This window comes from Streptomyces sp. WAC04114 (assembly GCF_019733245.1).
GTDB classification, from domain to species: Bacteria; Actinomycetota; Actinomycetes; order Streptomycetales; family Streptomycetaceae; genus Streptomyces; species Streptomyces massasporeus_A.
In genome coordinates, this window is record NZ_JAIGQA010000208.1 from 1 (window position 1) to 13,133 (window position 13,133).

General features: G+C 71.9%; 14 protein-coding genes. 4 read left to right on the forward strand and 10 right to left on the reverse strand.

The window, feature by feature from the left end; genetic code table 11:
- Both K4G64_RS34190 and K4G64_RS34195 read right to left on the reverse strand, forming a co-directional pair.
- A partial coding sequence (locus K4G64_RS34190; protein ID WP_221759796.1) for a sensor histidine kinase occupies window positions 1–1,132 on the reverse strand: 1,132 nt, incomplete at its 3' end.
- Window positions 1,133–1,194: 62 nt separating this feature from the next.
- On the reverse strand, window positions 1,195–1,515 hold the full coding sequence (locus K4G64_RS34195; RefSeq protein ID WP_221759797.1) for a GYD domain-containing protein: 321 nt from the start codon (window positions 1,513–1,515) through the stop codon (window positions 1,195–1,197).
- Between the two features lie 518 nt (window positions 1,516–2,033).
- Here K4G64_RS34195 and K4G64_RS34200 point away from each other — a divergent pair.
- Window positions 2,034–2,477, forward strand: a complete 444-nt coding sequence (locus K4G64_RS34200) for a hypothetical protein (RefSeq protein ID WP_221759798.1) — start codon at window positions 2,034–2,036, stop codon at window positions 2,475–2,477.
- Window positions 2,478–2,647: 170 nt separating this feature from the next.
- Window positions 2,648–3,220, forward strand: a complete 573-nt coding sequence (locus K4G64_RS34205; protein WP_221759799.1) for an ABATE domain-containing protein — start codon at window positions 2,648–2,650, stop codon at window positions 3,218–3,220.
- Here the strand turns inward: K4G64_RS34205 and K4G64_RS34210 are convergent.
- The 7 genes from K4G64_RS34210 to K4G64_RS34240 form a co-directional block, all read right to left on the reverse strand.
- On the reverse strand, window positions 3,198–3,485 hold the full coding sequence (locus K4G64_RS34210) for a DUF4190 domain-containing protein (protein WP_221759800.1): 288 nt from the start codon (window positions 3,483–3,485) through the stop codon (window positions 3,198–3,200). The genes K4G64_RS34205 and K4G64_RS34210 overlap by 23 nt on opposite strands.
- 122 nt (window positions 3,486–3,607) lie before the next feature.
- The gene (locus K4G64_RS34215; protein ID WP_221759801.1) at window positions 3,608–4,204 is read right to left on the reverse strand and encodes a TetR/AcrR family transcriptional regulator; all 597 of its coding nucleotides are present in this window, start codon (window positions 4,202–4,204) and stop codon (window positions 3,608–3,610) included.
- Window positions 4,205–4,223: 19 nt separating this feature from the next.
- Window positions 4,224–6,287, reverse strand: coding sequence for a discoidin domain-containing protein (locus K4G64_RS34220; protein ID WP_221759802.1), 2,064 nt, complete (start codon window positions 6,285–6,287; stop codon window positions 4,224–4,226).
- Between the two features lie 225 nt (window positions 6,288–6,512).
- Window positions 6,513–6,860, reverse strand: a complete 348-nt coding sequence (locus K4G64_RS34225) for a MerR family transcriptional regulator (protein ID WP_221759803.1) — start codon at window positions 6,858–6,860, stop codon at window positions 6,513–6,515.
- A 456-nt stretch (window positions 6,861–7,316) separates the two neighbouring features.
- A complete protein-coding gene (locus K4G64_RS34230; RefSeq protein WP_221759804.1) occupies window positions 7,317–7,550 on the reverse strand; it encodes a CBS domain-containing protein in 234 nt (77 codons plus the stop codon).
- Between the two features lie 267 nt (window positions 7,551–7,817).
- Window positions 7,818–9,323, reverse strand: coding sequence for a DEAD/DEAH box helicase (locus K4G64_RS34235; protein WP_221759805.1), 1,506 nt, complete (start codon window positions 9,321–9,323; stop codon window positions 7,818–7,820).
- Window positions 9,324–9,502: 179 nt separating this feature from the next.
- Entirely contained in the window at window positions 9,503–9,706 is a 204-nt protein-coding gene (locus K4G64_RS34240; protein ID WP_004986771.1) for a cold-shock protein, read from the reverse strand.
- A 554-nt stretch (window positions 9,707–10,260) separates the two neighbouring features.
- Between K4G64_RS34240 and K4G64_RS34245 the strand changes: the two genes are divergently transcribed.
- On the forward strand, window positions 10,261–10,956 hold the full coding sequence (locus K4G64_RS34245; protein ID WP_221759806.1) for a DUF4232 domain-containing protein: 696 nt from the start codon (window positions 10,261–10,263) through the stop codon (window positions 10,954–10,956).
- 24 nt (window positions 10,957–10,980) lie between these two features.
- On the opposite strand, the gene K4G64_RS34250 is transcribed toward K4G64_RS34245, so the two are convergent.
- Window positions 10,981–11,706: an SDR family oxidoreductase gene (locus K4G64_RS34250; RefSeq protein WP_221759807.1), complete on the reverse strand. Its 726-nt coding sequence runs from the start codon at window positions 11,704–11,706 to the stop codon at window positions 10,981–10,983.
- Between the two features lie 103 nt (window positions 11,707–11,809).
- Here K4G64_RS34250 and K4G64_RS34255 point away from each other — a divergent pair, with 103 nt between their 5' ends.
- Window positions 11,810–12,664: a LysR family transcriptional regulator gene (locus K4G64_RS34255; RefSeq protein ID WP_221759808.1), complete on the forward strand. Its 855-nt coding sequence runs from the start codon at window positions 11,810–11,812 to the stop codon at window positions 12,662–12,664.
- Window positions 12,665–13,133 lie beyond the last annotated feature (469 nt).

Sequence of the window (13,133 nt, forward strand, 5' to 3'; positions counted from 1 at the left end):
AGGCCGGACCCGTGGCGGTGCGTGCCGCGCCCGGCCCGGCGACGGCGCCGCCCCCGTGGGCCGCCGCCCGCTCGCGTATGCCGACGAGCCCGTGCCCGCCCCGACGGGGCACGGCGTGCGACCCCCGCCCGTCATCGCTCACGGCGACCTCCAACTCCACAGCGGTGTACGTCACTTCAACCCGCACGGTATGCGCGTCCGCATGCTTGAGGGTATTGGTCAGGGCCTCCTGCACCACCCGGAAGACGGTGGCCCCGACACTCTCGGGGACGGGCCGGACGTCCCCCACGGCCCGGTACCTCACGTCGAGCCCGCTCGCGCGCACCCGGTCGAGCAGACCGGGCAGCGCGGCGAGCCCGGGCTGAGGCTCGCGCGGGGCGGTGCCGTCGCTCTCGGCGCCGTCGTCCCGCAGCACCCCCAGCATGTGCCGCAACTGCGCCATGGCGTCCCGGCCGGCCGCCGAGATGGCGTCGAAGGCCGCCTCGGCCCGCTCGGGCGCGGCACGCACCGCCACGGGTCCGGCCTCGGCCTGCACGATCATCAGGCTGACGGCGTGGGAGAGGATGTCGTGCATCTCCCGTGCGATCCGGGCCCGTTCGCGCGCCGCGGCCCGCTCGGCCTCGACGCGGTGGGCCCGCTGCCGGGCGTCGGTGAGCCGCCCGAAGACGTAGGCGGCGGCGAACACGAAGAGGGAGAAGGTCAGTTCGCGTGCCGACCGGGTGTTGAGCCATACCCCCACGGGCACCGCGACCAGCAGCACCAGCCCGGTGACCAGCCGTTCGCGCGCGGCCGACAGCGCGGCGACGGTGTAGACGACGACGAGTCCGGTGTACGGCAGCGGCTGCCCGGGCCCGTCGACGGTCAGCCGGTACAGCAGGTTCGCGGCCAGCACCGCGAACAGCACGGCGACGGGAGCGCGTCTGCGCCAGACCAGCGGCAGCACGGTGAGCGTGCTCATTCCGTACGCGGCCCAGGTCGCCGGCGGCAGCCCGGGTGCGCGCGGCACCAGGAACGGCATGGTCATGGCGCTCTGGACGAGCAGTGCGACACCGATGTCGGCCAGGAGCGGATGGTCCGCCGCGAGCACCCGCCCCCGCTCCCACCGCCCGCGCAGTTCCCCGCGTATGCCCATGGCGACGAACGCCCCCCGTCTCGTGCGGCCCGATTTCCGAAACGGTAACGGGGCGGGCCGGTTCAGGCGCCGGGTGCGCGGAAGGAGACCTGCCGGCGGGCGGCCTCGTCGATCTCGTCGAGGGTGAGCAACGGGGTGGCCCGGGTCTGCAGGGCGCCGCTGGCCTTGACGGTGAGACTGGCGGCGGCCATGGAGACGCTGTCGGGGAGCTCGACGATCATGATGAGGTCGTCCGCCCCGAAGGCGAAGTACATGGCCTCGACCCGCCCGCCGAGCCCGGAGACGACCTGCTCCACGGCGGCCCGCCGCCCACTCGCGCCTTCCCTGAGCAGCCCTTGGGTGCCATCGGGTGTGTAGGAGGCCTGGATGAGGAACTTGGGCATGCGGCAGCCCTTCCCGGGGCGGTCTCGGCGGTCACGCGGGGACGGCCGCATTCACTCGTTGGCACTCGTGCCCGGGCGGCCGGCGGCTCCGCCGGAAAGAACCAGGATTTCCGTATTCCGCCAGTGAATTGCCCATGACCGACCCGCCGACCGTCCTCCAGGACGAGAACCCCCGTCGCGTAAGGGGGTTCGCGCTGACCGCTGACCGCTGACCGCTGACCGCTGACCGCTGACCGCCGCCCGCGGAGCGCATCCCCGAGCCACCGAAGGAGCCCGGCCGGGCAGGGAGCGCCGTCCCCCGCCCCCCCCGAGCGCCGCCCCGAGCCCCCGAAGGAGCTCGGCCGGGTGGCCCTCGGGAATCTGCCGCACACCGCCGGAGGCCCTGGGCGCTCGGCGTGGCTGTCCGGATTGCCTGTTCCACGGGTGTGGGCCGGCTGGCACTCTGGCGAGCACCCCGGGAGCCGGTGGGGGAGACCAGGGGAGAATTCCGTCCAGGAGGACCGGAGGGAAGCGCCAGCATGATCGAGTGGAAGCCTCTGGGAACCGGAGCCAGACCCGTACCGCAGCCCGTGGCCACACCGCTGGTCTGGGCCGGGGCCGGCGGCGGCGCACTGGTGCTGGTGGCGCTGCTCAACACCATGGTGGGGCCCGACCGGCCGGAACTGGCCCTGCCCGCGCTGTCCCTGCTCTCCGCCCTGCTGGGCCTGTGCGCACGCTTCACGGCCGCCCCCGGGACGGCCCTGCTGTGCTGGCTGTTCCTCAACGGCTTCGCCATACCGCCCGCCGGCGTCCTCAGCTGGGCCGGGGACCGCGACACCACCTGGCTGGCCTGCCTGCTCACCGCCGCCCTCATCGGCACGGCCCTGGCCCGTCTCGTCCACGCCCGCGCCGCCTACCGCCGCCTGGCCCCCGGCCGGGCCCGGGCCGACACCGCGACCGGCGACGGACCGTACGATTCCTGACGTAGGGCCGCGAACCGAAGGGGCGTCGGCAGGGGCCGGCCGCAGGGACACCACTGGCTCAAGCGGTGACGTGATGCGTGGGAGCGCGGCCGACCTAGGCCCGTCCGGGCGGGCGATGCCGCGCGCCTCTGAGGCTTGCCGAGAGGATGGTCACCGGTCAGAATGGTGACGTGAATCTCGATCATGTCTTCGTCTGCGGAAACCCGGCGCTCGACTTCGCCGCCACGCTCCGGGCCCGCCGTTCGCTGCGCTTCGAGATGTTCGTGACGCCGGACCGGCTGAACGCCTGGTACGTGGAGTCCGGCCTGGTCGACGCGGTCTCCCCGGGCCGGGAGGCCGACGTCGAGCGGGCGAGGGCCGTACGGGAGGCGGTCCACACACTCGTCACCGCCCGCCGGCTCGGGGAGGAGTACGACGGGGCGGCGCTGACCGTCGTGAACAACGCCGCCCGCACACCGCCCGCCGTGCCCCAGCTCACCCCGTCGGGGCGCTGGACGCAGGCGACGCCCGACGAGGCCCTCTCCCTGGTGGCGCGGCACGCCGTCGAGCTCCTGAGCGGCCCGGACGTGCCCCTGCTCAAGGAGTGCGACAACCCGGAGTGCACCCGCACCTACATCGACCGCTCGCGGGGCATGCGGCGTCAGTGGTGCGGGATGGACTCCTGCGGCAACAAGATCAAGGCCGCCGCGTACCGCGCCCGCAAGAGGACCGTGTCGGAGGCTAGCCGCCGACGTACCAGCTGAAGCCGCCGTTGCTGCTGGCCACGGCCAGGAGCACGAGCCACAGGACCACGTCGACGATGCCGAGGATGATGCCGGCCTTCGCCATTCCGGCACCGTTCTTGACCGACGCCTGCCGCTGGGCGACGGCACCGAAGACGATGGCCAGCGGGCCCAGGATGATGTTCAGGAAGAACAGGCCGATGATGCCGCAGCACAGGCTCGCGATCGCCAGGCCGTTGGTGCGCGAACCGGAGGACGCGGCAGAGGAACCGCCATAACTCGCCATGGAAAACTCCCAGTTGTCGATGGCACGGACCGAACGGGCCGCACTCTCCTCACTTTCGACTTGTTGTGTTCGAATGCCCCTCAAAGCCTTTCCCATGACAACCAATTCAGGAGGTGCCCCCGTCAGTCCTCGTGCACCAGCCCGGCGACGTGCGCGGTGACCATGTCGAGGACGCCCGTCCAGGCCGAGTCGTCACCGAGCACGAGGTGGTTGAGCGTCAGGCCGTCGGTCATGGCGGCCAGGTAGCGGGCCAGGACCGGGACGGGCACGCGCAGGCGCAGCCCCATGGACTGCCGCAGCTGGTCGATGAGATCGGTGTACGTCTCGGCGTACAACTCGTACTGCCGGCGCGCCAGATGCTCGAAGCCGGGCTGGCGCAGGGCGTACTGCGCGAGCTCGTAGGTGAGCATGTGCTCGTCGGGATGGGCCCGGACGTGGTCCCAGTACGCCTGGAAACCCGCCCGGACCGTCTCCTCGAGGGTGGCTCTGGGCCGGATGGCCTCCTTCACCACCGTGACGTAGTGCCCGGTGATGGTGGTGATCACGGACTCGATCAGCTGCTGCTTGGAGTCGAAGCAGTAGTGGAAGACGCTCAGCGAGACGCCCGCCTCGGCGGCGATGGACCGGGTCGTCGTCCTGGGGACGCCGTCCCGGGCCATCGCCCTGATCGCCGCTTCGGTGAGCTGTCGCCGCCGCTCGGCGGACGGCAACCGTGCCATGGAGCCCCTCTCGTGCCGGTCAGTTGCTGTGGACGCCGACCTCGTACAGGGAGTAGCCCCAGCCGGTGCCGCGCTCCAGCCCGTGGACGCGGACGTACCGGGCCGGTGTGCCGGCGAACCGCGCGGTGTCCAGGCCGCCGTCACCGGCGGTCGTGGACCAGGCGGTCCGCCAGTTCACGCCGTCGGCGGACAGCTCGATCCGGTACGACTTGGCGTACGCGCGCTCCCAGTCGAGGGTGACCCGCCCGACGGTCCGCGCCGAGCCGAGGTCGACCTGGTACCACTGGTCGTCGCTCCAGTCGCTGGCCCAGCGGGTGCGGCGGTCGCTGTCGACGGCCCGGTGCGGCTGGTAGCTCGTGAACAGGCTCCACTCCGAGGAACTGGCCGAAGTGGCGGCCCCGGCCGCGAGGTTGGCGCCCGCCTTGTGGTTCTCGGAGGCCCCCCAGGTGCCGAGGTAGGACTCCGCGCCCCGGAACAGGTCGTCGACCGTGTCCTGGCCGCCGACCCGGCGGATGTCCTCGATCCAGTCCGGGACGAGGCCGTAGTGGGCGGCACCGTCGGTGTTCAGGTCCCAGGTGCGCTCGCCGGTCGCCTGCCGGTCGATGACCGAACCGCCGTCGACGCTCTTGAACGGGTAGGTGACCTTGTTCGGCGCGTCCGCCCCGCGCGGTCCCGGCCAGCCGCCGACGCCGTTCATGTCGGTGCCGTAGCCGTAGCCCACGCCGTACTTGTCGCGCAGGGCCTCGGTGCGTTTCGCCTCCGCGATGAAGCCCTCGGAGCCGTGCATGTACTGGGCGATGAAGCCGCCGAGCCCGTAGACCCGCTCGGTCCAGTCCATGTCCATCCAGCTGTGCGAGGAGAGCACGCCGGGGTAGGACTCGGACTCGAAGATGTCGAGCACCCGGCCGGTGGCCTTGACGCTCATGTGGTCGATCTCCAGCATCATGCCGCGCTTCATCATGCCGCGGACGGCGTACTCGCCGAGATCGGTGAGCCCCCGCACGTTGCACTGCGCGTCGGCGCTGTACGACGGGACCTCCTCGCCCGCCGGCAGCTTCTTCTCGGCCGCGGGCGCAGCCGCGTTGCCGATGGGGTTGTCGGCTTGCGGGCCCTTGCACGTCTCGGTCTTCCAGTACGTGCCGGTCGACAGGAACTGGCCGACGTTGATGGCCGTTCCGAGCGAGCCCGAGTCGAACCGCACCCCGCACAGGGCGTTGTCGAACTTGTGGCACAGGAACATGCTGCGCACGCCCAGCGCGTGCAGTTCGTCCAGGCCCTTGTCGACGTCCGCCCTGCTGCACTGCGCGATGTCCAGGACCTGCTTGCAGCCGAACGGCTCGGAGGTCTCGACCCCCATGACCACCGCCAGCTTGCCCTGCTCGATGACCTTGCGGGCCTGCGCGCTGTCGGTGACGACCCGGAACCAGCCCTTGCCGGGCCCGCCGTACATCGTGTCGACGTAGGCCTGCATGTCGTAGGTCAGCTTGGCCTGCAGCCGGATGGACGTCATCTCGTCGCAGGAGCGGTCCTTGAAGAAGTACACCGAGCAGATCACGCCGTTGGTGACGAGGTCGTTGACCAGCACGCGCTGCCCGCCGCGCCAGGCCCGCTCGATCCAGGCGTAGTAGTTCTGCTGGTGGGTCAGCGAGTCGTGCCGCGGCCAGTCCTTGAAGGTGGGCCAGCCGTTCGGGTCGTGCTTGCCGTCGCCGCCGTTGGTGATGAAGTCGAAGATCGCGAGCGAGCCGTCGGGGTAGTGCTCCGGGCAGTCCTTGAGCGCGTCGGCCACGCCCTGCTCGGAGAACGCCTTGCCGCAGATCAGCCGGCCGCCGAAGGCCTCGTTGGAGAAGATGTGGTCGTGCGCGTCGACGAACCCGCGCACCCGGCCCTTGGCGTCGGTGCCGGTGAAGGGCTCGCCCGTGACGTTGATCCGGGAGTCCGGCGCGGGCCGTGCGGCCGGGTCCCACCAGTCGTTCCCGGCCGCGGCACTCGGGGTGGGGCCGAGCGCGATCGACAGCACGAGCAGGAGCAGCGACACAACGGTGACGTTCTTGCGTCTGCGGTACGGGCGTCCGGAACTGATCACAGCCCACGTCCCTCGGTCGGGGGGTCGCGCGGTCTTGTCATGACCTCGCAAAGCGTGCGACGAGAATCGCCACTACCGCTTGACGAGTCAAGAGTCCGGGACGGTTGACCTGATGGAGCGATCCGCCCGGGGCGGGTCGCGCGCGGACCGGGGCAACAACGAACCCCAGGTCGCCGACCCGGGGTTTCAGGGAGCGGGTGACGGGCCCCGCCTGCCGTCGCGCGATCAGCTCGAAGCGGGAGCGGAACCGCCGGAGGCCTCGTGCGCCGCGCGGTACTCGGCGTGGATGCGCTGGGCTTCCTCCAGCTGGTCCTCGAGGATGACGATGCGGCAGGCGGCCTCGATCGGGGTCCCCCGGTCGACGAGCTCGCGGGCGCGCGCGGCGATCCGCAGCTGGTAGCGGGAGTAGCGGCGGTGCCCGCCCTCCGAGCGCAGCGGCGTGATCAGCCGGGCCTCCCCGATGGCGCGCAGGAAGCCGGGGGTGGTGCCGAGCATCTCGGCGGCCCGGCCCATGGTGTAGGCCGGGTAGTCATCGTCTTCCAGACGATCACTGAGCGGGGTATCTGCTGGCATGTCACCTCGTATGCAACGCGTCGAGGGGCCCTGGTGCCGTACGGCACCAGGGCCCCGAAGGAAATTCAACACCATCTGTCGGCCCTTATGCGGTGCCGACCTTCTGTTTCCGCTACCCGGCCCGGCTGCGGGAGGGGTAGCGGGGATCGCGGCTGCGTGACCGGGGACCACCATCCAATCCGGGGTCTTGCGGTACCCGGACCGAGAGCTTCCCGGCCGGGCGATCCTGATGGCGTCTGCTCCTCCGTCCTTCCTCGGTTCTCGCCTGTCCATGTCTACGAGAAGAAGGTTAACCACGACGAGGAGCAATGTCTACTCTGACAAAGACAGATTTTGGAGTCCGTTGGATGCAGGCATTCTGTGGCCTCCGATCGTGTGGCGACATGGCAGTGGGGCCCTGCCGACGCGCGTCGGCAGGGCCCCACTGGGTCCGTGATGGCGGTGACCGCCGGTGTCTCACTCCTCCGGGAGGTCCCGGAGCCTTACTCGGTCCGTGTAGCCGGGGGCGTCCCGCAGCACGGTGAGCCGGGCCAGGGTGACCAGCCCCGTGCTCTGGTCGTCCCCGTCGCACAGGACGAGGTGATCGACCTGTGCGCCGGCCATCAGGGACAGCGCCACCTCGACCGTCATGTCGTCACGGATCCGAGGTGCGTGGGCCGTGGCGGGGTGCTGCGTCAGGACCGGTGTCATGGGTGTCTCCTGCCGAGAGGGGGAGGGCGAGTGGGCGCAGGGCGTTAGGGCCTGTCGTTTGGATCAGCCCGCAGACGCGGGGCCTGGCACGCGCATCTGCCGCGTTGTCGTCGGTTGCCGACTCCCCCACGCTCGGCTGCGCTCGCGCGGGAGGGACCCCCATCGCGTCGACGCCCTCCTCCGCCTTGCAGCTGCACGCACCAGGCCCCGCTCACCGGCGCTGAGAGGAACCGCAGCCATCCTGCGACCTGATCCAAACGACAGGCCCTACGCGGCCGAGCCGGAGCCGGTCCGCCGCTGCCCCCTGGCACGCGCCGCTTCACCGGCGGGGCGGCCCTGTCCGGAGGGACGGCCCTGCCCGGCGGGACGGCGGCCCCGGCGGCCCCGGGGCCCGGCGGAGGCGCCGCGAGGGCGTTCCGCGCGCGGGGCGGGGATGACGACCGGGATCCCGGAAGGGGCCTGGGCGCCCGTGATGCGGCTCAGCTCCGCCTCGCCGGAACGCACCTGGGCGATCTGGGGGGTGATGCCCGCCGACGACATCAGCCGGCTCATGCCGCGCCGCTGGCCCGGGGTGACCAGGGTGACCACGCTGCCGGACTCGCCGGCCCGGGCGGTGCGGCCGCCGCGGTGCAGGTAGTCCTTGTGGTCGCTGGGCGGGTCCACGTTGACGACCAGGTCGAGGTTGTCCACGTGGATGCCGCGCGCCGCGACGTTCGTCGCCACCAGGACCGTCACGTCCCCGCTCTTGAACTGGGCGAGCGTCCGGGTCCGCTGGGGCTGGGACTTGCCGCCGTGCAGGGCCGCCGCACGGACACCGCTGTTCAGCAGGTGCGTGGTCAGCCGGTCCACCGCGTGCTTGGTGTCGAGGAACATGATGACCCGGCCGTCGCGCGCCGCGATCTCGGTGGTCGTCCGGTGCTTGTCGGCGTCGTGCACATGGAGGACGTGGTGCTCCATCGTGGTGACCGCGCCCGCCGACGGGTCGACGGAGTGGACGACCGGGTCGTGCAGGTAGGTGCGGACCAGCCGGTCGACGTTGCGGTCCAGGGTGGCCGAGAACAGCATCCGCTGGCCGCCGGGGCGCACCTGGTCGAGCAGGGCGGTGACCTGCGGCATGAAGCCCATGTCGGCCATCTGGTCCGCCTCGTCGAGAACGGTGATGTCGACCTGGTCCAGGCGGCAGTCGCCCCGGTCGATGAGGTCCTTGAGCCGGCCGGGCGTGGCGACGACCACCTCGGCCCCGCCGCGCAGGGCACTGGCCTGCCGGCCGAGGGACATCCCGCCGACGACGGTGGCGAGCCGCAGACTCACGGAGCGGGCGTACGGGGTGAGGGCGTCGGTGACCTGCTGGGCCAGCTCGCGGGTGGGCACCAGGACGAGGGCGAGCGGCTGCCGGGGCTCGGCGCGCCGCCCGGCCGTGCGGGCCAGTGCGGCGAGGCCGAAAGCCAGGGTCTTGCCGGAGCCGGTGCGGCCGCGGCCGAGCACGTCCCGGCCGGCCAGGGAGTTCGGCAGGGTCGCCGCCTGGATCGGGAACGGCGCGGTCACGCCCTCGCGGCCGAGAGTGGCCAGCAGCCGCTCGGGGAGGTCGAGATCGGCGAACGCCTCGACCGCCGGCAGCGAAGGAGTGATCGTCTTCGGCAGGGCGAACTCGCCCTGGGGAGCCCGGTGACTTCCGAAGCCGCCGGAGCGGCGCGGACGACCGGCGGAGCGGCGGTCGGCCCCGCTGCCCTGCTGAAAACGGTCACGGGTACGGGATGTGTGGGCACGCTTCATGCGGGACCTTCCTTGACGGGCGCGTAGCAAGGAAATCCGCAGCAGAGGAGCGGCGCAGAGAATCTCGAGACGAGCCGGAGTCGATATGGCCGGATCGGACCGGCGGGGAAAAGCAGCGAGCTGGGGCCCGCACCCTTCAGGTGCGGGCCCCAGCTGCGAAATATGCGCGAGCGCCGATGTCAGGCGGGCACGATGTTCTCGGCCGTCGGGCCCTTCTGGCCCTGCGCGATGTCGAACGACACCTTCTGGCCTTCGAGCAGCTCGCGGAAGCCCTGGGCGGCGATGTTCGAGTAGTGGGCGAAGACGTCGGCGCCGCCGCCGTCCTGCTCGATGAAGCCGAAGCCCTTTTCAGCGTTGAACCACTTCACGGTGCCAGTAGCCATTTTGTTTCTCCTTCGGAGGCGGTTTCGGGAATTCACCCTTTGTGAATTCCGTGTCGCCGTGATGATTACCCCGTAGGAAATGAACCTTCTGGCAACCACACCTGCAACTGAGATCGACAGTAGCACGGGGGGTTCGGCCCCGTGGTGAACGAAAATTCCGATCGGGCGGCCGATCGAGGAATATTCGGCGGGCCCCGCGCCTATTTCTCATTTTGCGGGCACAGATATTGCCCTCCGGGGGCGCGGACCTACCTGTCGCGGCCTCGCGTGCCGGCCCTGTGACCTCCGCCGACGGGCCATGTGCCGCTGCCGCCGCGATCGGCGCACGGCACGGCGGCACACGCGCCGGTTCGCCACTGCGGCGACGAAGGTCACATCCCCCGGATGGCCCACTCCTGCGACAACTGCGTGGACATGTCACCGACGCGTGACGGTGGTGTGCGGGAATGAAGACGACGGGATCCCCGCGGCTCTCAGCCCCCTCCCCATGAGCAAGAAGCACCGGGAGGCCGAACCGACCACGGCCTCAACCGACCGATGAATCAGGGGATCTCATGTCCGGCAACCGTCGCAAGGCCTTCCTCGTCTCCGCAGTCCTCGTGGGCGGCGCCCTGCTGATGACCGCGTGCCAGGACACGGACGAGACCGCGGACACCGGCGCGTCGCAGGGGGCCTCGTCCGCCGGCGCCTCCGGCGACGCGGCCACCCCGTCCGGCTCCTCGGCCGCGGGGGCAGGCCAGGGCACCGGCAAGGCGTCCGGCGGGGCGGGCAAGGGCTCCGGGGCGACCGGCGGGACCGAGGAGGGGGCCGGTTCCGGCGCCGACACCGGCGACGGCAAGCGGGAGCCCGTCGGGCAGAGCTGCGGCGCCAACGACCTCTCCTGGAGCGCCAGGTCCGAGACCCAGGCCGGTGGCTACATCCTGATCTCCGCGAAGGCGAAGCCCGGGATCACCTGCGTCCTGCCCGCTGCACTCCCGACCGTCGCCTTCGGATCCGACGGCACCGAGGCGGGCCCCGCGGAGCAGGCCGTGGGCGAGCAGATCACGCTGAGCGGGAACACCACCGCCTACGCCGGGGTCAACCCCAAGAGCACGAACGCGGACGGCGGCAAGGACCTGGACAGCATCATCGTCGCCGTCGGCAACGACGACCCCGACCCGGTCTCCCTGAAGGTCGGCACCATCACGGTCGACAAGCCGGTCGTCACCAACTGGCACACCTCCGCGACCGACGCCGTCCCCTTCAACTGAACGGACCTGCCGCTCCCCGCGGGGCTACCACGGCACCTCGCCCTCGTCGTCGAAGAAGGCGCCGGTCGGGCCCCCGTCGGGCAGCGTCGCCAGCCGGATCGCGACCGCCGCGCCCTGCTCCGGGGTGCGTGTGCCGCGGAAGCCGTTGAGGTCGGTCGCGCAGTAGCCGGGGCACGCGGCGTTGACGAGGATGTCCGTGTCGCCGAGCTCCTTGGCGTACTGGACCGTGACGGCGTTGAGGAAGGTCTTGGACGGCGAGTAGGCGACGGCGATCGGGCCCGTGTCGCTGCCGGGGGTGGTCTGCCGGGTGAGTGAGCCGACGCCGCTGGACATGTTCACGATCCGCGGCGCCGGCGAACGGCGCAGCAACGGCAGCATCGCGTTGGTGACGCGGATGACGCCGATCACGTTGGTCTCCACGACCGTCCGCACCGTCGCCGGGTCGACCGTGGTGGGCATCTGCGGCACGCTGCCGGTGATCCCGGCGTTGTTGACCAGCACGTCGAGACGTCCGGCGCCGTCCTCGACCAGCCGGGCGGCCCCGGCCACGCTCGCGTCGTCGGTCACGTCGAGCGGTACGCCGAACGCGTCGACGTCGGCCGCCCGCAGTTTCGCCACGGCACTCTCGCGCCGCTCCCGGTCCCGGGCGCCGACCCCGACCCTCCAGCCGAGGGCGCCCAGGCCGGCCGCGATCTCGTATCCAATGCCCTTGTTCGCGCCGGTCACCAGCGCGATCGTCTGTTCGCTCATGCCGCCGATCCTGTCCGGGGCCGGTGACGGCAGGCCAACACCGATCGGGTGGGCGGCGATACCGCACGGGTATCGACCGAGGTCGGAGCAGTACCATCACGGGGTGGAGACAAGGGAGTTGCGGTACTTCGTCGCCGTCGCCGAGGAGTTGCACTTCGGCAGGGCCGCACAGCGGCTGGGGATCGCGCAGCCCCCGCTGTCGCGGGCGATCGGCCGGCTCGAACGGCGGCTCCAGGCGACGCTGCTGGAGCGCAGCAGCCGCGCGGTCGCCCTGACGGAGGCCGGGGCGGTGCTCCTGCGGGAGGCCCGGGCGGCGCTCGACGCGGTCGAGGCTGCCGAACGCCGCACCCGCCGCGCGGCGTTCACGACGACCGGCCAGGCCGGGGTCGTCCTTGTCACCAAGGCCGGCGCGTCCAGCGACCTGCTGGCGAAACTGCTCGACGCCCACGCCGCCGAACCCGACGCGGTCACCGTCGATCTGCTCCTGTGCGGCATGGGCGAGCAGGGCCCGATGCTGCGCGACGGCCGGGCCGACGTGGCGTTGCTGCACCTGCCGTTCGACAGCACGGCCGGCCTCGACACCGAAGTGCTCCGCACGGAGGGCCAGGTGGCGCTGCTCCCGGCCGGACATCCCCTCACCGGCAGGCCCCACCTCCGCACGGCCGATGTCACCGGCCTCCCCGATCTGCCGATGCCGCGCTGGCCCGGCCCCGACGGCACGTACCCGAACGGCCCCGGCCCGCAGGCCCGCGACCACGCACAGCTCCTCCAGTTGATCGCGCTCGGGCGCGCCTGCTGGATCGCACCGGAGTCCTGCCGGACCCAACTGCGCGAGGACGTCAGGGCCGTGCCGGTCCTGGACGCGCCGACGGTCACGACGGTGATCGCCTGGCCACCGCACAGCCGGTCCCGGGGGGTGGCCGGCCTGGTCCGGGCGGCGGTGCGGGTGAGTTCGTAGGAGGGGGCGGTGCCTGCCGACTGCTCCGGTCGGTCGGGCGTTCGGTCTGCCGGTCGGTGAGTCGATCCCTGCGCAGCCCGTCCGTCCTTGCCCGGCGCGGCGTGTGCCGGGCCGGATATGCGGTCGGTCGCCGTCCTGGCTCGGGTGGTGAGTTGGGCGCCGTCCCGCCCGGGGCGGTGAGTCGACCTCCCCCCAGCACGGACACGTGTCGCGGAGTGGCTGCCGTCGACGGCCGGGCGGTGTGTGCCCGGCCATGACGGCCCGAACGGGGCGCGAGGACGGTCCCCGCCGACTGCGGCGAGATCCCGCTCGGCCTGCCCGTCGGCCTGCCGTCGACCTGCTCTTCGCCCGCTGTCGGCCCGGCCTTCGGCCCCTGCCGGCCCGGCCCTCGACCCGCCGTCGGCCTGCCCGTCGACCCGCTGTGCGGCCCCGCCCTCGGCCTGCCCGTCGGCCTGCCGTCGACCTGCCC

Excerpts from the sequence above, each read along its gene's own strand:
- K4G64_RS34250 (WP_221759807.1), bottom strand. The coding sequence starts at position 11,706 with ATGAGCGAACAGACGATCGCGCTGGTGACCGGCGCGAACAAGGGCATT.
- K4G64_RS34215 (WP_221759801.1), bottom strand. The coding sequence starts at position 4,204 with ATGGCACGGTTGCCGTCCGCCGAGCGGCGGCGACAGCTCACCGAAGCG.
- K4G64_RS34200 (WP_221759798.1), top strand. The coding sequence starts at position 2,034 with ATGATCGAGTGGAAGCCTCTGGGAACCGGAGCCAGACCCGTACCGCAG.
- K4G64_RS34210 (WP_221759800.1), bottom strand. The coding sequence starts at position 3,485 with ATGGCGAGTTATGGCGGTTCCTCTGCCGCGTCCTCCGGTTCGCGCACC.
- K4G64_RS34245 (WP_221759806.1), top strand. The coding sequence starts at position 10,261 with ATGTCCGGCAACCGTCGCAAGGCCTTCCTCGTCTCCGCAGTCCTCGTG.
- K4G64_RS34240 (WP_004986771.1), bottom strand. The coding sequence starts at position 9,706 with ATGGCTACTGGCACCGTGAAGTGGTTCAACGCTGAAAAGGGCTTCGGC.
- K4G64_RS34235 (WP_221759805.1), bottom strand. The coding sequence starts at position 9,323 with ATGAAGCGTGCCCACACATCCCGTACCCGTGACCGTTTTCAGCAGGGC.
- K4G64_RS34195 (WP_221759797.1), bottom strand. The coding sequence starts at position 1,515 with ATGCCCAAGTTCCTCATCCAGGCCTCCTACACACCCGATGGCACCCAA.
- K4G64_RS34225 (WP_221759803.1), bottom strand. The coding sequence starts at position 6,860 with ATGCCAGCAGATACCCCGCTCAGTGATCGTCTGGAAGACGATGACTAC.
- K4G64_RS34230 (WP_221759804.1), bottom strand. The coding sequence starts at position 7,550 with ATGACACCGGTCCTGACGCAGCACCCCGCCACGGCCCACGCACCTCGG.